This is a genomic window from Paenibacillus xylanexedens (assembly GCF_001908275.1).
GTDB classification, from domain to species: domain Bacteria; phylum Bacillota; class Bacilli; order Paenibacillales; family Paenibacillaceae; genus Paenibacillus; species Paenibacillus xylanexedens_A.
In genome coordinates, this window is record NZ_CP018620.1 from 1,692,206 (window position 1) to 1,713,246 (window position 21,041).

The following is a 21,041-nucleotide window of genomic DNA, read 5'->3' on the forward strand; positions in this document are numbered from 1 at the left end:
GACAAGGTGCATAATAACTATAATTCATTCGAAGCTTACCTCGAAAACATTTATTATCATGAAATGCATCAAGCAATAAAAAAAGCCATCCTTCAAAAAGGAAGATCGTTTGATCTTAATTCGTATTATGTATTAGATCCATCATATATTGATATAGAGAACATACGTGTAAGAAGCATAACATTCTATGGTATAGAACACCGTCAGATTTTTTTTAATGTTACTATCAATGCTGAAATTGTTCTAAAAGGGATGGGAAAACAAAACTATGTAGCCGATAAGCATTCTAAATGGTTTATTTTATCCTTCTACGGACATCTAATATCAGGCCTTCGAAAAGTTATGATAATTGATGTTAGGAATTACAGTAAAGAGAGGTTTAGCAGAGAAAGCGCACTATCAAAGTACCTTGTCCCTTATTTATATTCGGAAGACCTGGATAATGAAGCTGAAAAATTCTTACAAAAATATTATCCAGATGCACTGGAGAATCCAATGCCATTAGACATGGCTGAACTGCTGGACAATATGTGTCTAACTATGCATTATGCACCTTTGCCAGATAACATCTTTGGTCAGTCGTACTTTGGTGAGGCTCAGGTGGAAGTATTCGAGGAAGACATGAAACACACGCGAACACAAAAAGTTGATGTGGGAACTATATTGGTAAATCCTAATGTATCTTTTATGAGAAATATTGGTTCTCAGAATAATACAATTGTTCATGAATGTGTTCATCACGATCTCCATGCAAACTTTTTCGAATTACAGAAGCTGCTGAATAATGACGTAGTTTCAATAAATTGTGAAGTAGTTGAGGAATACGGAAGAGATACGGTAGGAATTGATAAAGCTTTACACTGGATGGAATGGCAAGCAAACGTTCTAACACCAAGAATCTTAATGCCATTAAAAACTACAAAACAAAAACTGAATGAGATATTGGTACGGTTACATGGTAAAAAGAAAAATCTACGAAATGCTGAGAAACTGCAGCTTGCGATTGAGGAACTTGCTTGTTTTTTTGGCGTATCCAAATTAGCAGCAAGACTACGAGCAATTGACATTGGGTTTGAGCAGGCAGCAGGGACTTTTGTATATGTTGATGGCAGATACTATTCGCCATATTCCTTCCAAAGTGGCAAATTAGGAAGGAATCAAACGTTTGTCATTGATGAGATAAATGCTTTTAATGTAGTAAAAATGTCACGAGTTCTCTCTGATATGGTGTTCTTAGGTAAAGTTGTTTATGTAAATGCCATGTTTTGTATTAACGATCCCCAATATGTACAACGTTACGAAGATGGCTCAGTAGAGTTGACTGAGTATGCAATAGAGCATGTTGATGAGTGTTGTTTGATCTTTGATAGAACAAATCGAATCAGCAAATTATATGATGATTCCTTTTATAGAAGGTGTTTTCTCTGTAGGGATGTTAGTGCTGTCAATTTTGTTGAGGCAACGTACAATCCCAACTATATAGATAATCAAAATGCACAAGAGCGTGCAGAGGAGACCGCAAAAATAAGTGTTTTCTCCAAAGAAATTTCCGATGAACTATTGAATCTGCCAGGAAGTTTTTCAAGAACATTGGAATGTCATATAAAAAGAAGAGGCATAACCAATGAGGTTTTAGCTGAACGGTCTGGATTAAGTTCTAGAATAATAAGTGATTACAGGAATAAGGAAGCGTTAACAAAGGAATTACCAGCGGTTCTGGCATTATGTATTGGATTGAATCTACATCAGTTTTATGCTGAGGATTTTATTTCGAAGGCTGGACATCAATGGAAAATGACGCATGAACACATGGTATATAGATGGTTAATAGCATCTCATTCAGATGAAACCTTACATCAATGGAACAAGAGGCTGGAAGATGCAGGTATATCTCAACGTCTTCCGAGTAATAGACATTAACCATCGTTGACGATAACCAATTCAAGGGCTGTTCAGCTATGATCAGCCACTATTAGGAGGGGGAAGAGTGTTTGAACATCCAGAAATTGTACCAGTTGATAAGGTTCTTCAGCTAAAAAATCTTCATTTGCCTAACTATCAGCGTCCATATAAGTGGAGTATTAAAAATGTATCCGCTCTTATGGAAGACCTTGAATTTGCCATAGATCAGATTAAGAAATATCCCGATTTCAAATATCGTGTTGGAACGATTATTTTCCACAACGACGAAACCAACGGAACGTTAAATATCGTTGATGGGCAACAGAGAATTATTACGCTAGCCCTTATTTGCAAAGCTCTGGAGGCATCATATAATGTGCCAATGTTAGAGACTAAACTCTCTTCCAAAATATCGGAAGAAAATATAAGACGAAATTACTTGGCAATTAGGACATATTTCGCAGAGCAAAGCTTAATTGAAAAAAAGCGCTTTATTGAAGCGATATCGAGTGTTTTAGAGTTTGTAGTTGTGGCCACGAAAAATCTCCCAGAAGCATTTCAGTTATTTGACTCACAAAACACGCGTGGTAGGGCTTTGGAGCCCCATGATTTATTGAAAGCGTTCCATTTGCGAGAAATGCGCGACCATCCACATGAAATGAAACACACGGTAGACAAATGGGAGAGAACAGATCCAAAGGAAATTCATATTCTCTTTCAAGATTACCTGTTTCCTATAAAACATTGGATTGAAAAAAATAAAGGTCATAGTTTCACATCTGCAGACATTGACGAATTCAAAGGAGTCAGCTTTGATCTACAATACTACTATGCTATGCGAACGGTTAAGGGGATGCCTATATTTCAAATTGACCAGACCTTTGTATCAGGCAAGAACTTTTTTGAATATGTAGATCATTACCTTAATCTGCTTTCGGATGTGAAGGGGGCAGTTTCAAAGGCCGAACTTGAACTATTCCTGAGCGGGACAGGTGTTGGATTCTCTTATGCCAAACAATTGTTTTATTGTGTGGTGTTGTACTACTGTGACAGATTCAGAAATTTTGACGACCGAGTTATCAAACGGCTGTACGCTTGGGCTTTTATGGTTCGCTTGCAAATGCAGAAATTAGGCTTTGATACAGTGGGGAATTATGCCATTGGGGAAAAAGTTGGTGACAAAGAAACTATACCACTATTTTATTTGTTGCAAAAGTGTATGAAGGAGTCGGATGTATTAAGAATAATGATTCCTGTGTTGTCTTCGGAAGAGATAAGTTATTCTCCCAGGAACGATGATAAAAATTTACTTTTAAACGTAGTGCAGAAAATAATGGGATTGTCGGGTGGGTGCTGAATAATGACAAACAACGTCCATAACATTAAAACTGTTTTTGCAGGAGGGAATATTTTCAGTGAGAACAAGTATATCATACCACTTTATCAAAGGGCATTCGCATGGGAAGATAAAGAAATTGAGCAGCTGATTGATGACATACTAAACTTTGAGACAGATAATTATTATCTTGGTAACCTCATTGTGTTTGAGCGCAAAGATGGAAAGTTTGAGGTGATTGATGGTCAGCAACGATTGACGGCTCTCTACCTTTTGCTTACTGCACTAAGTTTTCCGTTTGAGAGAAACGCTGTCTCTTTTGAATACCGACCGAGGTCCGATAATACACTGGTAAGATTGACAAACATTGATGAGGTTGGCTGGCGGGAAAATGCAGATGGCGGTATACTTTCAGGTTTTAATGTTATATGTAAGAAAATTCTTGGTAAAGTTGAGGATTCATCAGGAACTCTGAAAACTGAAGAATTAAAGAGAAAACTGGAAAAGGTCAATCTTTTGAGAGTAATTGTCCCGCAAAACACCGACCTGAACAAATATTTTGAAATTATGAACAATCGTGGTGAGCAACTGGAGCAGCAGGATATCGTAAAGTCCAGATTAATAGAGATGATATCCGATGAAAAAAAAAGGGATGCTTTTGCTCGCATATGGGATGCTTGCAGCGATATGACGGGCTATGTGCAAATGCACTTTGACGTAGCTGAGAGAAAGCACTACTTTGGAGATGACTGGGATTGTTACCCTGATGATTCTGACGGGTATTATTTAGAAAGTTGCAAAACAGACAGCACGGCAATGCGTTCAATAAGTGAGATTGCTGAGAGCGCAGACGTTACATCAATAAATACATCTCGCCTCGATCATTCAGATGAGGACAATATACGTTTTGAAAGTTTTTTAACATTTCGACATTTTCTCTTGCACGTATTAAAGATTTTTGAAGTAGAGGAAAATGAGGCTGAAGTGGGCACTAAAAAAACGTGGAGTGGAGAACTGATTGATGACAAAAAACTCATTCAACGTTTCGAAACAGTATTTCCTCGTAAACAGCATGTTGGTGAAACTGTAGAGCGTTTCGGGCTATGCTTGTTAAGATGTAGATTTTTGTTTGATAATTTTATGCTAAAAAGAGAGTTCAGCAGCGACGATACAGAAGGAAGATGGAGTCTTAAATCACTCAAGGTTTCATGGAGTAATAGCAGAAAATATGCTAAAAGACAGCCAAAAGCGTACTATGTGGATGTTACTGACTCAATCGCAAGTCGAATGTTGCAATCCATGTTAAGGGTGACATATACATCCCCGCTGGTCATGCATTGGGCTACAGAGTTCCTTGCGTGGCTCTATTTTCATATGGATGGCTATGACTCAAATGAACATTCAGACAAACTGGAAAACATCGCAAAAGTGGCAGTAAGTGAATATATGAACGATGGTGAGTTTTCTTTAGGACCAATTACTCCGCACATAGTATTCAATTACTTGGATTACTTGTTGTGGCAAAAAACGAAGCAGGATTTCCAATTTGAATTCCGTAATTCGGTGGAGCATTGGTATCCGCAGCATCCCATCGACAGCAATGTCAAATGGGACGAGCAAGACCTGAATCATTTCGGTAACCTATGCCTTGTTTCAAGTGGGTTAAACTCTAAGTTTTCTAATAATTTGCCACTTGCTAAAAAGGCGAATTTTCGCAACGGGATTGGTGGACAAAGTCTGAAACTAAGAAAAATGGCTGACTTAACTACCGATGCCAACGCATGGACAGAAGAAGTGGCAATCGCTCATGGAGAAGAAATGTTTAACTTAATAAGGTCAGCACTTGAGTTGGATTGAATGTCGTTCCCCAAGCAATCCTATACCAAGTTTGAAATGGTAGTATTAAGTCATAATAAAGCTTAACGAGCCGTTTCAAACAAGAAAAAAAGGATAACTGAGTTAGTACATATATTGAATAAGAGTGGTTTTATGAGAGGTTTAGAATAAGGCACCACCGGCGACTATAACTCAATACTTATAAAACAACACGCTGTCGAAAGGATATGATGTACTTCTATCGTGTTATTTGAGAACAACTATGAGCTGATAAATGATCGCATCGACATTAAAGCGGACAGTTCGATTATCGAGGAGTAAAGTGATGACAAACAGGATTCAGTATATTGTACTGCAAAATATTCAAATGATGGAGAGATCAAAGAAAAGATTGCTCCCGTTGCAGTTTGCTATTATGGAAAAGGTCAGACATAACGGTTTTGCTTTTGTCTTTGATGAGGTTGGTTGTGGGAAGACAATTGAGTCGGGCATTGTAATTTGGAATAGTATAATGAACGGCGGAAATAAAATTCTGGTGGTTTGTCCACCAAATCTGGTATTTAATTGGTATAACGAATTATTGGTTAAGTTCGGACTAGATTTTAAAATTATTAATGGCAATAAAGAAGCTATTGACGTTTACGGGCCGGATTCTAAGGAACTGAACGAGCTCTCCAATCTATGTATTGTTACCTATGACAGTCGTGATCAGATAAACTCCAATGCGGCTATTGATCGGATAAAGACCCACAATATTGATTGGGATCTAATCGTTTTGGATGAGGGACATGGAAGTAAGAACGAGGCCTCCGAACGATACCGTGCTCTTGAGCAGTTCCGCGCGAAGAGCGTGTTGTTTCTGAGCGCTACGCCCATCAAAACCTCAGGAGACAATTTCAATCAGGAATGCAATCTAGTGGGAAAGTTATTGAACCAATCGATTGATCTAAACGATAAGACCGTTGATCCGCTTCGTTCCGTGTCATTCAGCACAGACTATCCGATTTCCCGTAACTTTAAAGAAATGATGCTGAATAAGCAGGATTTTCGGAATAGAAAGGTTATACCGATTGTATATACTGTTGATGACGTAACAGTACAGCGTATAGAATCAACCTATTCTAGTATAGACTTGGAGCGAAAGCTGGGATGTATCTTTAATTATAGCCGTGCATTTGCTTCCGACGAGGTGTACAAAAGGTTTATTAAGCATTCCTATCTGGAAAGCGATCTAGAGGTCATAACGCAGTTTGATGATAAATTGGCGAAGCTTATCACTGTAACGGATCGAATCCTCCAGGAAGGCGTGGATAATAAAATTGTTATTTTTGCCAAACATCGGTTAGTAATCGATTATCTGAGAAAAGCGCTCATATGTCGGTTTGGCGAGGATCAAATCGAAGCTATGCATGGGAAAACGTATTTGCCCGAAGAACGGCGAAACAAAATAGCGATGTTGGACAATAAGAACAGCGAGCTTAGTACAAAGCGAATCCTTGTTATTTCGCATGAGATAGGTGTTGTGGGCATTAATCTGTCCAGATTCAATCATCTCATTAATTACGAGTTACCGGATACGCCGGCTGATCTGGAGCAGCGCTTTGGTAGAATCGACAGAGTAACTAACATGGAACAATTTAATGAACTGAGCCTGTATTACTTTGAAGATACGAACAAACTATTCGATACGGTATATCTATACAGACTATTTCGCCGATTCCAGAATGATGTGATTCCGTTGTTGCCGAGCAAAAATCTGTTGTATAGTTCCACCAGATATATCCAATGGCTTACTGAATTAATTCAGGTCTATGTCAGGATTACATCCGTAAAACAAATAATGCAGGAAGATCGGGAGCGACTAATGAAACTGATCAGGACGAAGGAAGACATTGATGCTCTTACTATAGAGGCGGCGGAGGAGGTTTTGAGGAATTTGTTTACTCGGATGGGCTACGGTAGCGGCGATAATCTGTCCAACAAGATCCGTCAGTTTGCGGAAGAGGAAAACCGTGCAGTGGTATACGGCAAAGATGGAACCCGATTAACCTATGCTGTATTGAAGGAACGGATTTATACACCTGCGTATGCATCGTTCGCAGCCGACATCAAGCGGTACGATGAGGGGATTTCAATTTTGCGGCAAGAAATCAGCACACTTAAATCGTTGGATGCTGTTGCAGCTTTTCTTCATAGAAGAATCCAACGAGACAAGGTAAGTGAGGATCTTGTCTTTGGAGTGGTCTACAATGTGTGGAAAGTATGGAGAACTGCCGAGGATAACAGGGAGAATTGTAGTTTAAGAGAATTGATTGAACAATTCAATAGAGGAGCATAAGATGAATCATATCTCGGAGGCAATTCGTAACATAAACAGAGGCTTGAGTACAAAAAATGCAGAGTTGGTCAAAGATAATGCAAATTGGCTGCTTCTTAATACAGGCGAGGCCGCATGTGCGATACAAGAACACTACAACAATATCTATGACGTAGATAACGGAGGAGCTGGAATTACCCCCTACTTAAAGGAATCGCTGATTCGGGAAATTATGCAAAATATTCTGGATTGCTCTTATGAACAGAATCCGGTAGTGAGTATTGAATTTGACCCATCCAATCGGGAAATTGTATTACGATACAATGAGACAGGTTTTCAGATGTCCGACGTTATTTCTTTTTTGAGCCAGAAACATACATCCAAGGATCGCAACAAAACAGGTGCTTTTGGGATTGGGGCTAAAGGGGCGATGCTTTCCTCTGAGTACGTGCGTATTGAATCTCTCCACAGGGAAGGCGCCGACTGCCTGCAACTGTATATGAGCATTCGCAGTATTGAGATTTCTAACCTTCGCACAATTCAAATTACTGAACTTTTACTTAGTCAAGCCAAGACAGACAGGGATACAGGAACGATTTTTACGCTGGGTTTATCGGCCGAGTTGTATAAAGAAGTCAAGCAAGACTTGTCTACGCTTGTAGACGGCGATAAGGGAAAATACTTAACACCAGTTGACCTTATATTCGCAGCGGTCAAGAAGCCGGAAAAGATGATTAAAATAAAAATTGGGGACACCGAGTATTCCATTTGCAGCAAGATAGCCGGGGCAAAAAGACGGGTAACCTTCAGCAAGAACGAAGAAGGCGTTGTACTGGATTTGTACCAAGGAAAGCGGAGTATGTTTGAGTATTTGTTGCCAGCATCACGACTTAGTGAGAAGATGCCGGATTACATTGACAAGTGGAGATACAATTTGTTTTCAACTTATGAGCTGACCGGTCAATCATCTAATCCCGATCTGCCTGTTTTCTATATCAACATTCCAACAACCGACCCAGACTATTTTGACAATGAAGATGAAAAATACTATATTACGAGCGATCGCAAAGGAGTACAGGATAACAAGCGCAACAGGGTTGAAATGTTCATAGCCGAAGATGTAGAAGCGATGATTCGCACAATGTCTGAACACGAATTGTATTTTGAGAGTCAGGAAAAAGCCAAGCCTATCTTTTCGTATCGTTTGTCGTTTTTATTCGATTTTATTGATTATAAGCGGAAAACTGCAAATGCAGATGGAAAATGGGACAAGGTCTTCAACGTTCTACTTGATCATACGAGCGTTAAATTGAAGGACAACTATATTAGACTGCGTGATTTTAAAGTGTTTAATATGGTCATGCCCAATGAGAAAGACATACCAGAAGGCTGCTTTATTTTTGTTAATCCAGGTAACGGAGCACATCGGAAATCCGAATACAGCAAGTTTATTGAGTTGAGGCATCGGTTTGATCTCGTTGCTCGCGATAAGGAAAAACTGCTAAAAACTTGTATTATGCAGTATGATCAGTATGAAGAGAATAGTAAAATTAAACCTGAAATAAGCAAGAGTACGAAGCTTTTAAATGGACTAACTCCCAGGGATCAAGCAACATTTGCGTTGCTGTCAGCGGAAGTGGACCTGATGTTTACTCAGGAAACGTTGGCCAAATTAATGCAGGCCATTAAGGCCAATCGATCCCTTGTCAGACATTATGATGGGGAACGGACGTTAACAGTCGGCGGTAGGGAGTATTTATTTGCAAATGACTTTGTGTTGGATGATATTACGTTGCTGGCCAAGACCGACTTGGTTGCAAACGTTGGAGACAGAGGCCAAGACACTCCTCTAAAATCGGAATATACTTTTCATCAATTTTTGTTAGATTTATTTCAGGATCATCTGCTGCGAGATGTCGACCGTTCGGATAAGCTCACATGTATTAAACGATTTATGAATTATCAATATTACGAATACGGAAATGGTACCAAGCGGCTTACCTGCACTTATGATGCAGATCAAAAAAACCTACTGAAGATCAAGTACAATTCCATTAAAATCGCACAATATGATGTATCTGACTGCCAGTACCAGTATCAAGAACTAAGGGAGATTACCAAAATCGAAAACCCTAGTTTGTTCGAAAACAGCAAGCTGTCCAAGTACTTCTTTGTGACCGTTAGTTTGACAGATGAGTACCAGGACTTTGAAGTGGATACGATTAGTCGTGTGACAGGGGAGTCACCTCTGACCATCAGAGAGTTGTTGGACAAAATCGTGTTCATTGAGGCTTTGCAGAAGAGTGATTCCGATGGTAAATCACTAGACTTTGGCAAGGAAATCTATGTTATGGGAGTTAAGGATGATGAAATCCAAAGGATTCGTTTGCTTAGTCATATTACTGGCGAGATGCGGTCCGAAGATCTGATCTGCATATTGCCCGGAAGGCTGCAGTCCGGTAATTCGAAGCGTGTCACAACGGCCGAAATTGCTAAACTACTGGACGGATTGTTGCAATCGTTCGACATGCTGCATACAGTCTATAAGAAGGTGGACAAACCTATTGTGAAATTGTATGATCAGTTTTCTCCTTATTGGAAGCCGCGGCATGATCTGTCATCATCTGAGTTTGAGGTTCTAAATAGCGTCGTCCAGAGGCATGATTTCCGAAGTGATACTAAGAAAAGAAAAATGTATTTTACCCGGGATTTGAGCAATAAGCTGTTCGGCTATTCTACCAGTTGTTCAATCTGTGACTATGAATCTAATATATTGAATACTTTTATGTTGAGAGAGAGTATTCCATACAATGATAATAGTGTCGGAAAAAAATATAAGATATCTTTGTATATGTGCGCAAATCACTATTATGAAACAGAGTCCTTAAGTATTATTGATGTTCGTTTTGGAGAAGAAGAGGATATTTCCTTCCGGGAGTGGCTCCAATACTTAGGGGAGCACAAAGAAATACCTGCATATTATCTCAAATGTACGATTCATGCAGTGAAAAGAGTTGTTGTACAAACGGTTGAGTTGTATGAGGATGATGACAACTACACCACAGCCAAGGATCAATATGCCGTGCTGTTGACTCCCTTGATGGCTGTAAAGTGGTATATAGATAATTGTTAATCTAGAGGGGCGAAGAAGATATAACGATAATATTGTCTGTAAAATGAAAGGTAAGAACCCCCCGAGACTAGGGCGTGTCTAAAAACTCATTAATCCGAGTTTTTAGACACGCTCAAATTAATTATGAAAGTAGTTTTATTGCATCTTCCTTAGTTTTGGCTATTGCAATACCAGAGTTCGAATTGCTTAAATCGTGTTGATGTATTAAAACAATTTTGTATCCCCACTTTGCAAACATATACAAGCCTTCATTTTTTGTTGTTTCATCCAATTTTAATAATTTGCTTGATAGTACCCCTGTCTCTATGATAATTTTTTTACTTTCTGGTTTAAAGTACATTATAGAAACTATCATTTCAAGAATGGTTTGGTCATCTTGTAAAATTTCTTCATCTCCACTAATTATAATTATTTGCTCTTCTGCGATTTCTGTAATCATTGACATATATTTTTCAATTTTACTTTTTATATAATGAAGATATTTTTCTTCACCGATAATTTCTTGATATTCCTTTGATATTGATAAAGCACTTTCAATAGCTCTTGGAACTAAACAGTCTACATCTTCTTTTTTTAGAATAATAGTGCGCTGGGGAGAATTATCTTTATATAAAGCCAACGCAAGTCTTGGCGATAAGATGAACCTTGCAAATGCATTATTTGGTACAAAATGTTGAGGGGGAAGCAGAAACGTGGAATCAACTTCATTTGGGATATAGAAAATATAAGGAATAGAATCTTTATAAGTCTTTTCGATTCCCTCGTTGGGTTGTCCCAATATGTTTTGTGAATAATACTGAACCTGATCAATTTCTTTGTTGAAAAATCGTTGCTTGTTGTTTAAAAAGCCTTCTGGTATTCTACCACTTCTGAAAAAATTTGCACTAAATTCCTCATATCGTTTTTTTTCTTGTTCTATATATTGCGCTAATAATTTTTCATCAGCTAAAACAGTACGATGGAATTGTATAGTGATCAATTCTATTATGTCTTTTTTGAGTTCTTCAAGACGATTAGTAATCAAAGATTCAATGGTATTAGTTTTAATCGCATTCATTATTTCTTTATGCCATTTTCCAATTAGTGTTTCATATCGTTTCACTATATTATCAAATTCTGGATTATAGTAATTGGATTTAGTGTGAAAAGATTTGGGATAATGCTTAGTTATCGCTAAATTATTTGAATCGCTTAATTTAAGACAACATATTTTTTTTGTCTTATTATCAGCAAAGCGACGTAAAGTGGCTTTTGGAAGAATAATATGGTCATCTTGTTGAATTATAGATTTCTTTTTATTCATCATCAATTCTCCTAAATGGGTTTCTTATTCATTTGTGTTCTTAAACATTATCTATCAATACTCTTTAGGCCCCCATTGTTTATACAACAAGAAGAGTTTATAAAAATGAGTATTATTCAGATTGTGATAATGCTTTTTCGGTATTCTAAATTAACCATATAGTCATATAAACTTTTTATATTCAAAAGCAGGTCCGATTTTAACTAGAAAATGAAATGACAAGTAGAGGGATATCTTCTCCTTGTTCATTGAAAATAAAAAAATCATCTTAACCAGCACGTTCTTCGAATGCTCTAAAAGGAGTAAGCCAGTCTGCAGGTGCGCCATAATCATCTTATTTTATTCTATAGGATGCGAGCGATTTTTGCCATGCAGTAAATAAATGGTGGTTCCATTTAAGGCGACAATTCATGCGAAGGTACAATGATACTTCTGTCCAGCCACAGCTTATCGCAATGGGGGCAGCTCGCAGAGAACCTGGGAGAGGTTAGATACCTATGAGAATGACTAACCATCGTTCGCTGGATAAGTGAATTGTCAAACCAAAACAGAGGAGAAGGGGCATTCGCATGCCCCTTTCATTTAAACTTGTAGCAAACTATGTGTTTATCGTGAACAAAACCCTTTAATAATGATTTTCTTAATCTGCTTTATTGGGAGGTATTGTATGAAGCACAATCTGATCCGATATAGCATGCAAATTGCTATGCTCAAGCAGTTATTATCCATATCTCTAATTACCGAACAGGAGTTTCGTGCGCTCAAAAGCAAAATCATGAAGGACTACGGTGTGATTTCTGACCTGACAACCTGATTCGCACAATTGTTGATTACACCCAGTCTTATTATACTAATTCCGAGATAATAAGCGCTGAGGGAGGAGTAACAATGGCATATGAAGTAGAAGTGATTAAGGCCAGCCGAAAAATATCTGACCGAAAAGCTGGTGGGAGTTCTGATATTTTAAGAGTAGCCCCATATGCAAGAGTAAGTACAGATACTGAGGAGCAGATTAGTAGCTATAAATCACAGGTTGCCTATTATACTGAGCTTGTGAACAAACGAGGAGATTGGCAGCTTGTTGATATTTATGCAGATGAAGCAGTCACGGGAACACAGGTCAACAAGCGTGAGAACTTCCAGCGAATGATTGATGATTGCATGAATGGAAAAATTGATATGGTTATCACAAAGTCTATATCCCGATTCGCTAGAAATACGCTAGATACACTCAAATATGTGCGAATGCTCAAGGAGCAGAATGTAGCTGTGTTTTTTGAGGATGAGAATATCAATACGATGACAATGGACGGCGAATTGTTATTAGTTATTTTAAGCTCAGTGGCACAGCAAGAGGTTGAAAATATTTCCTCCAACGTTAAAAAGGGCTTGAAGATGAAAATGAAGCGTGGCGAGCTTGTTGGATTTCAAAGCTGCCTGGGTTATGATTATGATGTTCAAACGAAGAAAATATCTGTAAATGAGAAGGAAGCGGAGATCGTTCGTTATATATTCGAGCGTTACATAGCTGGCTATGGGGCTCATATGATTGCTAAGGAATTAACTGCCGCGGGTCATAAAACACGGGCAGGTCGAAGTATTTGGCAGGATGGTGCGATTCTCGGTATTGTTAAAAATGAAAAATATAAGGGTGATTTGCTTCAAGGCAAGACCTTTACAGTTGATCCGATTTCAAAAAGAAGGCTGGAGAATTACGGCGAGGAAGATCAATTTTATATAAGAAATCATCACGAGGCAATAGTCAGTGAAGAGATTTTCGAAAAGGCTCAGGCTATCCTGCATCGAAGAGGAGCAAGATTAAGAGGCGTTGAAAAGGGAAAACGTAATAAATATAGCCGACAGTTTGCTTTTAGCAGTAAGCTAGAATGCGCGTTTTGTGGTAGTAACTTATCCAGGCGAAACTGGCATAGTGGAACGAACCATACAAAGGTAATCTGGCAATGCGTGACCGCAACGAAAAAGGGCAGGAAGTATTGTCCACATAGCAAGGCTCTATTCGAAAATGTACTTGAAGGTGCTTTTCTTGAATCTTATCGGAGATTGTGCAGTAATCATACGGATGTATTAGATGAGTTGATGGGAAATATGGAAACTGTTCTTAATAATCAGAACCATATTCGGCAACTAAATAAAGTGAAAAATGAAATCAAGCTATTGGAGCAAAAGCGTTGTAAGCTCATTGACCTTTGCTTGGATGAAAAAATAGATCGAGCTACGTATGAGAGCCGGTATGGGGAACTGGAAGTGCAACTCAATAAGCTTTTAGCTGAGCAGACTCAGCTAGAAAAAGGCTCGCGGCAGGAAATTGATTTGGAAAAGAGATTGGAGCATTTGAGAAAGGTGCTGCAAAAGCATGAAGTGCTTTCTGCCTTTGACCGTAATGTTTTCGAAAGCATTGTTGAGAAGGTTATTATAGGAGACTTTGCTGATCCTACACAGCCAGAACCACACAAGCTGAAGTTCATTTATAAAACGGGCTTCACAAATACCGTCGAAAGTAAGATGTTTAAGCAAAAAAAATCCTACGTAAATGAAAGGGGGGAAGCGTCTTCCCTTGCTGAGAACGACACATGTTGAGTCGGTGGCGATGCTAAAATGGAAGGGGCAGGATTAACTCCTACGCCTCTCGTTGTTCCAACTTCCTTATGGATTGAGGACGGGAAATATGTAATGTATGGCTTTGATTGAACCGTCTTCAATAACTGCTTAAAGACCTGTTGACCTTCAATTTGAAGTTCGGTGAAGCGGGATGATTGCTTTATATAGGCACGGAGTTGTTCTTCCGTGTCTTTTTTTGTACCTGTAATACTAGAAACAGCCAGATGACGAATGGAATTCCAGAGGGCATCAACGGGCTTTTTCAAAACTGTTGACAATTGGCATATATGTAATTATATTAAATATATCGAGCGCTTGGTGCTGTAAATCTACTAGTGTAAACGCTCTCCAAGCAAAACTTTACGCAGTATAGTTCGATCCCGTCGAGGAAGAAAATGGAGAGTTGATTGGGGACTTACTCCCAGTTTTATATACACTCTGTCCATTTACGAGTGACATTCATCGTAGTTTTGTAGAGCATTTTCAGCAACGCTTCATTGCTTGGGAAAATGCTTTTTTTTTAGGCTTTGCGATGTTGACGAGGGAACCCTCAAGTATTTCCGTCGTTGTACTCTTCGCGTCAAGCTTTTTATGACATGAACCGTGTCATATTCCACCTCCAGCATGAATTGCAGCATCTCTGCAAACAACTCTTTCAGTGCAAATTCACCTTTTCCATCGTTATGAACTTATTCTTCTTCAAAATCACTTTCACTTGCTCATCACGTATACTATCCTCTTTAATCAGCCTTTCTAAAGATTATCTAACGGGGGAATATGATGTCTAAATCAATAGAATCTATCTTGAGAGATGAAATTTTTGCTGAACTGGACATCGAGTATCCGGAAGACCACGATACCCGTTTGTTGGACCAAGGGATCGATTCAGTAGGCTTCATCAAGCTTATTGTTTTAATGGAATCGAAGTTTAACATCTCGATCCCTGATGAAGATCTGTTATTTGAGAAGTTCTCCACGGCTGGATTAATCCTTAATTATTTGACTGTGAAAACGCTATGATGACGATCATTCAGCGCCTATTTCTGGAGGCCTCTAATCGCCAAGATCATATTATCCTTGAAGATCTAAAGCAGCAATGGACTTATGCAGAGGTGATGACAGAAGCTTACTTGATTGCTCTATATATCCACAAGAATTTTGAGCTTGAGTCCGGAAGTCATCTTGCATTATACACAAATAATGAGCCCTTGTTCATTTTTGCGGCGCTGGGCATTCAATTCTGCGGTTATGTGTTAGTACCGGTTCCTTATTCGGCGTCCAATACTGAAATTGAAAATATTTTAAATGCCAGTGACGCCAAATTGGTTATCAGCAAATCTGCACAGCCAGCGCATATCAATTGCGACATTCCTTGGGTTACCGCTCAGGATTTATCGCAAGAACCAATGCCTTCGTTCGAATCGATCTCGTTAACCAATCAGTCCGATCCCAATCAATGTGCGATTCTCCTTCCTACATCGGGCACAACCGGAAAATCTAAAATCGTTATGTTATCCCATTGGAATGTATTAACGAATGCGTTGGCACATGGCGGAAAGGTGGGGTATACGGATCAAGATTCGTTTCTTGTAACGATGCCCGTTCATTTCAGTTCTACGATTGTCACGCAATTGATTTCTTGTATGTTATATGGAACCCGAATTAAACTTATCAGCTTGCCCTTGCTGCCGCGCACAGTGTTTAAACTGTTTCAGAATAAGGCGGTCACGGCATTCTCAGCGGTGCCTACGCAATTGATGCACTTTGTTTCCGATTTCCATCAGACAAAGAACTGGAGTGCCTTTGATTCCATTGAATTTATTGTAATTAGCGGTGCGGCGATTCCCGCGAAATTAGTAGACCATCTTCAGACTGTATTTCCTCACGCGGACATTATTCAAACCTATGGATTGACCGAAGCTTCTCCGCGGGTGACCATGATGGAACGGGGAGAGCGCTGCCTATCCTGTGGATCACCCATAAATGACGTTTCTATTCGTCTTGTTGACGAAGAAGAGAATGAGGTTGAAGGAGCGGCTATCGGAGAAATTTGGGTCAAGGGCCCGAATGTGATGCTCGGTTATTACAAAAACCCGGAGTTAACGAACGCTACCATTGTTGAGGGTTGGTTAAAGACAGGAGATTTGGGATATTGGAATGAATCAGGGTGTCTTATACTCACAGGCCGAAAGAAGAATATCATTATATCCGGCGGTATCAATATCTATCCGGAAGAAATTGAGGAATTTTTGTACGGCTTGAAAGAAGTGGAGGAGGTCATGGTTGTTGGTGTACACGATGATCTGTTAGGCGAAGTACCTATCGCATTTCTGAAAGTTTTAAATGAATGCCTGATTGATATAGATGCACTGACACGACATTGCAACTTGCATTTGTCAACGTATAAAGTGCCTAGACAATGGAGGATTATCGATAACATTCCAAAAACAAAAACAGGAAAACTGGACAGGGCAAGCACGAAGCGCTTATTGCTAAATGAGATACACTGATTCGAAATCCTTAAGCCATTTAACCAGATAACCAGGGGTGAACGAAAGGTTGAAGAATTCAACTCAAACGTTAGGCAGAAAAATATTGCCGGTCAGTTATCCGATGATTACAACCTATACGCAACATGCTCATCTCTTGTCCATACTTACCCATTACGAGTGTGCACACTCATGGATATTTAGCAATTATATCCAATTGTTTATTAACAAAGATTATAAACATCATTGGGGAGATTTTTATTTCCCTCTGACTTATGAACTGCGGCCTTCGGATACGTGCAAATGGATTACTACTCAAAAGATACATAGAGATACGGTAACAACTAAATGGGACTCTGTTATTCATTTTATTGTAGAAAATATTAATGCTAATAACTATGTCCACACCATGATCAATTATTTCTACGTGCCCCTAAGCGATCGCTACAATAAACTTCAATTGCATCATGACATATTTGTTTACGGCTATGATTTGGATAGAGAGATGTTGTATGTTTCCGATTTTTTTAAGAACGGGGTGTATAGTCAGGCTGAGATATCATTTAATGATTTCAATCTTGCGTTCGACACGAATCATCTAACAACGAATCATGATTATCTAAGAGAAATGGTTTACCTGTATACATTCAATGATCAATATCAGGATAAATTCAGTGCAGATACCCTAGTGAATTCGATAAGAAATTATTTCACTAACAAAACGCCGGAGTATTGGGAGATGTTTAACTACGGGGGCGACAGGGATAATCTTGACTTCGGCATGCAAATATACACAACTCTATATAATTATGTGAAAGAGACATCGGAACATAAGGCTATGCTTGATATAAGACCCTTTCATTTAATTTATGATCATAAGAAGATAATGACGCTAAGATTCAAGTACTTGTACGATAATCAGCATTTAATTGAATTAAATCAAGAGCATATAGATGAATTCACAGCTATTGAACTTAAAGCAAAAATCTTTGTGAATCTAGCGATTAAATATAATTTGACAAAGGATACAATTATTTCCGAAAGTTTACAAACGCTGATTACGAATATAGAAAATGAAGAATCCATATTCCTTGAACGATGGCTGAAGAAGGTAGCTATTCAGTAATGTTGAGGGGGCAGATGATGTCAGTTGTGGATATCTCTTCTTGCACCCGAATAGAAGCCTTAGCGCGAAGCCCGTGGTGATCCGGGCATATTTATGGAAGGAGTGATGCCGGGATTATAATCGTTGGGAGACAGCGTGTTGAGTAAGCCAAACCGTTGCTCTTGTCTTAAAGATTCCGTTTGCTGACAGCCTATTGCTTTCTTGTCTTTCAACGATCCGCATTGCTTCAAGCGCTTTTTTCCGGCACAACCACAGCGAATTCACTCACCTCAAGAATCTCTCCTAGTATTTGACCCGACATCTTGTGATTCATGCATAGAACCATACCTGTTCGATTGAATTAATAGTGGTTTCACAAACCTTAAGTAAGGGTGGGGATCATAATATTCATTGTATTAACAGGAGTCGCAGGCTTCATCGGTTCCAACCTTGCCGAGAGGCTGCTGCGGGAAGGCCATACCGTTATCGGCGTCGATAATTTTCTGACCGGGTCTACTGTCAACATAGACAATCTCTTACGGTCGCCCAATTTCAAGTTTATCGAGCATGACGTCATTTATCCGCTCGCAATTGAAGGCCCTGTCGATTGGGTGATGCATTTTGCAAGTCCTGCCAGTCCGCCTAAATATTTGTCCTATCCGATCGAAACGATGAGGGTCAACAGCGAAGGGACGATGCATCTGCTGTATCTGGCCAAAGAAAAGCAGGCTGCTTTCTTCTTGGCTTCAACAAGCGAGATCTACGGTAACCCAACTGTTCACCCTCAGCCGGAGACCTACTATGGCAACGTAAATTCGGTTGGAGCAAGAAGCTGCTACAACGAAGCGAAGCGGTATGCAGAGGCGATCACCTACTGGATGAACAGGAAATACGGTATACCGGTAAGGGTCATTCGGATCTTCAATACATTCGGCCCGAAGATGGATTTAAATGACGGACGCGTCATTACCAATTTCATTAATGAAATCATGTCTAAGCAAAACCTTACGATTTATGGCGACGGCAGACAGACGAGGAGCTTTCAGTATATCGACGATTTGCTGGAAGGGATTGTGAGACTGCTGAGCACCACGTATGAACAGCCAGTCAATTTGGGGAATCCGGAGGAAGTCACCATACTTGAAGTCGCCCAAATATTGAAGGAGCTAATGAAGTCCAACGCGCAGTTAGAGTTTCTCCCGCTGCCGGAAGACGATCCAAGGAGAAGGAAGCCGGATATTACCATTTCAAGGACGATTATGGACTGGGAACCGGCGATCAGTTTGCATGATGCACTCGCTAGAACGATCCATTATTACCAGGGTCAATATATCCATTAAACGGGAGGTACCTATGCAAGAACAGATCATAGCGATGATATGCGAAATCAAGGAAGACGCCCAACTGGCAAACAGTTTGAACGAGCATTCGAACATCATGGAAGACGGGGGATTGGACTCTTTACAGCTAATTACTTTTGTACTACAGGTGGAAGAGCGTTTCGGTATTGAAATCGATTTTGAACAATTCGACTTCAATCTTATGGAGTCGGTCACGACCTTCTGCAATTATATCTCGGAGCTGCAGAAAACAGCGCCTGTATGAACGATAGACGCAAGTTCGAGCTCATTATCGGGACATTTGACGCGGAACGCTTCTGGCGCGACCCTAATCTAGCCAAACTGCCGTCGTTTCACGATCCTGAAACGGAGAATATCGTGATGGCCATGGATGAGCTGCTCTTCCCATTTTGCGAGGCGCAGGATAAGCTCATTACTCGCTATCGAATGAACGTTTGCCATAAAGAGTATTTGCATGAGATCGGATTTAAATTTCTTTCCAATTCAACCGATCTCGAGAGTCCTGATGTAGGAAGCGTAGGCAGAACCGCCAATATATTCGACCTGCTCACATCAGCCGATCGAATGGGTGACATGGATCTCTACTTGCTGGACGGCGCCCGGTTGTCGCCCTTTGCCGTCATTCCGGGGGCGGATCGTACTGCAGCGCGTTACGGGCTGGAACAGGATTTTCCAGCTATCGAAACGGTTCAGACTGTCAATTCGAAGCTGTATTCAACCGAATTGAACCGTCGCCTTGATCTTCGGTGTGACAGCCAGACGGTCTATTCTCCCGAAGAGCTGCTGGCAAGCGGCTTGACTTTGCTGAATCAAGGACCCTTCCTGATCAAAGATGAGTTTGGGGTATCGGGGAAAGGCAATTTGCTGATCGAGTCGGAAGCGATTTTGCGGCGAGTCACATCCTATGTCGCCGATCAGTGCAGCAAGGGAAAAACGGTTCGGTTTATTATTGAGCCGTTCCTCCGCAAGGAATTGGATTTTTCTTGCCAATTCCACATCGATCCGGACGGCACTTACCGACATATCTCAGTGCAGCAGTTGGTTAATCACAATTTCGCTTACCAAGGCTCCTATACAGCAGACGATAGGTTGCTTCATATGCTGCAGGAAGCGAAGTATTTTGATGTAATGAAACGGGCGGCTAGCGAGCTTTATCGGTCGGGTTATCACGGCGACGTATGCGTCGATTCTATGCTGTTGACAGACGGCCGCATCGTTCCGATTGTTGAGGTGAATGCAAGAAGATCGATGAGTCTGATCAAGCATTACGTTGACCGCTACCTGAAAAAGCACGACACGGCCGGGAGCATGACACATGCGACTTTACAGTTTGCATGCGATGTATCATTCGATCAATTGCTTGAATCGCTGGACCGCGAGGGTGTTCTATATAAGCCTGATCGAGGATTCGGTATTTTACCTTTAAGCGCGAATACGCTCTTTATTAACAAAGTCGTCAGCGAGTGCAAGGGGATCCGGAATAAGCAGGTGAAAGGCAGATTATATTATTCGTTGATCGAAGGGGAATGGGATAACGAACGATTGACCACTAAGGTTAATGAGGTGCTGTCGTCGTTATCCTTCAAGATCGCCCGCTGATGCAGTCCGAAGCGCTTGAAGCCATGAATGGAGGAAGAAAT

The 21,041-nt window shown here is 40.0% G+C and carries 14 protein-coding genes; 13 read left to right on the top strand and 1 reads right to left on the bottom strand.

Translation table 11 applies throughout. The features are described from left to right. The first annotated feature begins 6 nt into the window (after nucleotides 1-6). The 5 genes from BS614_RS07590 (at nucleotide 7) to BS614_RS07610 (ending at nucleotide 10,524) form a co-directional block, all read left to right on the top strand. Complete coding sequence (locus BS614_RS07590) at nucleotides 7-1,920, top strand: ImmA/IrrE family metallo-endopeptidase (RefSeq protein WP_084174444.1); 1,914 nt, start codon at nucleotides 7-9, stop codon at nucleotides 1,918-1,920. 67 nt (nucleotides 1,921-1,987) lie between these two features. Further along, nucleotides 1,988-3,259: a DUF262 domain-containing protein gene (locus tag BS614_RS07595; RefSeq protein WP_074093513.1), complete on the top strand. Its 1,272-nt coding sequence runs from the start codon at nucleotides 1,988-1,990 to the stop codon at nucleotides 3,257-3,259. Between the two features lie 3 nt (nucleotides 3,260-3,262). Next, a complete protein-coding gene (locus BS614_RS07600; protein WP_074093514.1) occupies nucleotides 3,263-5,095 on the top strand; it encodes a DUF262 domain-containing protein in 1,833 nt (610 codons plus the stop codon). Between the two features lie 304 nt (nucleotides 5,096-5,399). Further along, complete coding sequence (locus BS614_RS07605) at nucleotides 5,400-7,412, top strand: SNF2-related protein (protein ID WP_074093515.1); 2,013 nt, start codon at nucleotides 5,400-5,402, stop codon at nucleotides 7,410-7,412. 1 nt (nucleotide 7,413) lies between these two features. Then, nucleotides 7,414-10,524 carry a hypothetical protein gene (locus tag BS614_RS07610; RefSeq protein WP_074093516.1) on the top strand — a complete coding sequence of 1,037 codons (3,111 nt, stop codon included), beginning with the start codon at nucleotides 7,414-7,416 and terminating at the stop codon, nucleotides 10,522-10,524. Nucleotides 10,525-10,645: 121 nt separating this feature from the next. On the opposite strand, the gene BS614_RS07615 is transcribed toward BS614_RS07610, so the two are convergent. Continuing rightward, a complete protein-coding gene (locus tag BS614_RS07615) occupies nucleotides 10,646-11,830 on the bottom strand; it encodes a hypothetical protein (protein WP_157116044.1) in 1,185 nt (394 codons plus the stop codon). Nucleotides 11,831-12,494: 664 nt separating this feature from the next. Here BS614_RS07615 and BS614_RS07620 point away from each other — a divergent pair. The 8 genes from BS614_RS07620 (at nucleotide 12,495) to BS614_RS07655 (ending at nucleotide 21,000) form a co-directional block, all read left to right on the top strand. Beyond that, nucleotides 12,495-12,641 carry an SHOCT domain-containing protein gene (locus BS614_RS07620; protein WP_074093518.1) on the top strand — a complete coding sequence of 49 codons (147 nt, stop codon included), beginning with the start codon at nucleotides 12,495-12,497 and terminating at the stop codon, nucleotides 12,639-12,641. 74 nt (nucleotides 12,642-12,715) lie between these two features. After that, nucleotides 12,716-14,425 (top strand): recombinase family protein, encoded by a 1,710-nt coding sequence (locus BS614_RS07625; RefSeq protein ID WP_074093519.1) that lies wholly within the window; start codon nucleotides 12,716-12,718, stop codon nucleotides 14,423-14,425. A 798-nt stretch (nucleotides 14,426-15,223) separates the two neighbouring features. Continuing rightward, nucleotides 15,224-15,466, top strand: coding sequence for an acyl carrier protein (locus BS614_RS07630; protein ID WP_074093520.1), 243 nt, complete (start codon nucleotides 15,224-15,226; stop codon nucleotides 15,464-15,466). After that, nucleotides 15,463-16,956 carry a class I adenylate-forming enzyme family protein gene (locus tag BS614_RS07635; protein WP_084174447.1) on the top strand — a complete coding sequence of 498 codons (1,494 nt, stop codon included), beginning with the start codon at nucleotides 15,463-15,465 and terminating at the stop codon, nucleotides 16,954-16,956. The genes BS614_RS07630 and BS614_RS07635 overlap by 4 nt, the downstream gene beginning before the upstream one ends. Nucleotides 16,957-17,005: 49 nt before the next feature. Beyond that, nucleotides 17,006-18,061: a hypothetical protein gene (locus tag BS614_RS07640; RefSeq protein WP_074093522.1), complete on the top strand. Its 1,056-nt coding sequence runs from the start codon at nucleotides 17,006-17,008 to the stop codon at nucleotides 18,059-18,061. 371 nt (nucleotides 18,062-18,432) lie between these two features. Further along, on the top strand, nucleotides 18,433-19,380 hold the full coding sequence (locus tag BS614_RS07645; protein ID WP_244898284.1) for an NAD-dependent epimerase/dehydratase family protein: 948 nt from the start codon (nucleotides 18,433-18,435) through the stop codon (nucleotides 19,378-19,380). A 13-nt stretch (nucleotides 19,381-19,393) separates the two neighbouring features. Further along, on the top strand, nucleotides 19,394-19,645 hold the full coding sequence (locus tag BS614_RS07650) for an acyl carrier protein (RefSeq protein ID WP_036668367.1): 252 nt from the start codon (nucleotides 19,394-19,396) through the stop codon (nucleotides 19,643-19,645). After that, nucleotides 19,642-21,000, top strand: a complete 1,359-nt coding sequence (locus BS614_RS07655) for an ATP-grasp domain-containing protein (protein ID WP_074093523.1) — start codon at nucleotides 19,642-19,644, stop codon at nucleotides 20,998-21,000. The genes BS614_RS07650 and BS614_RS07655 overlap by 4 nt, the downstream gene beginning before the upstream one ends. Nucleotides 21,001-21,041 lie beyond the last annotated feature (41 nt).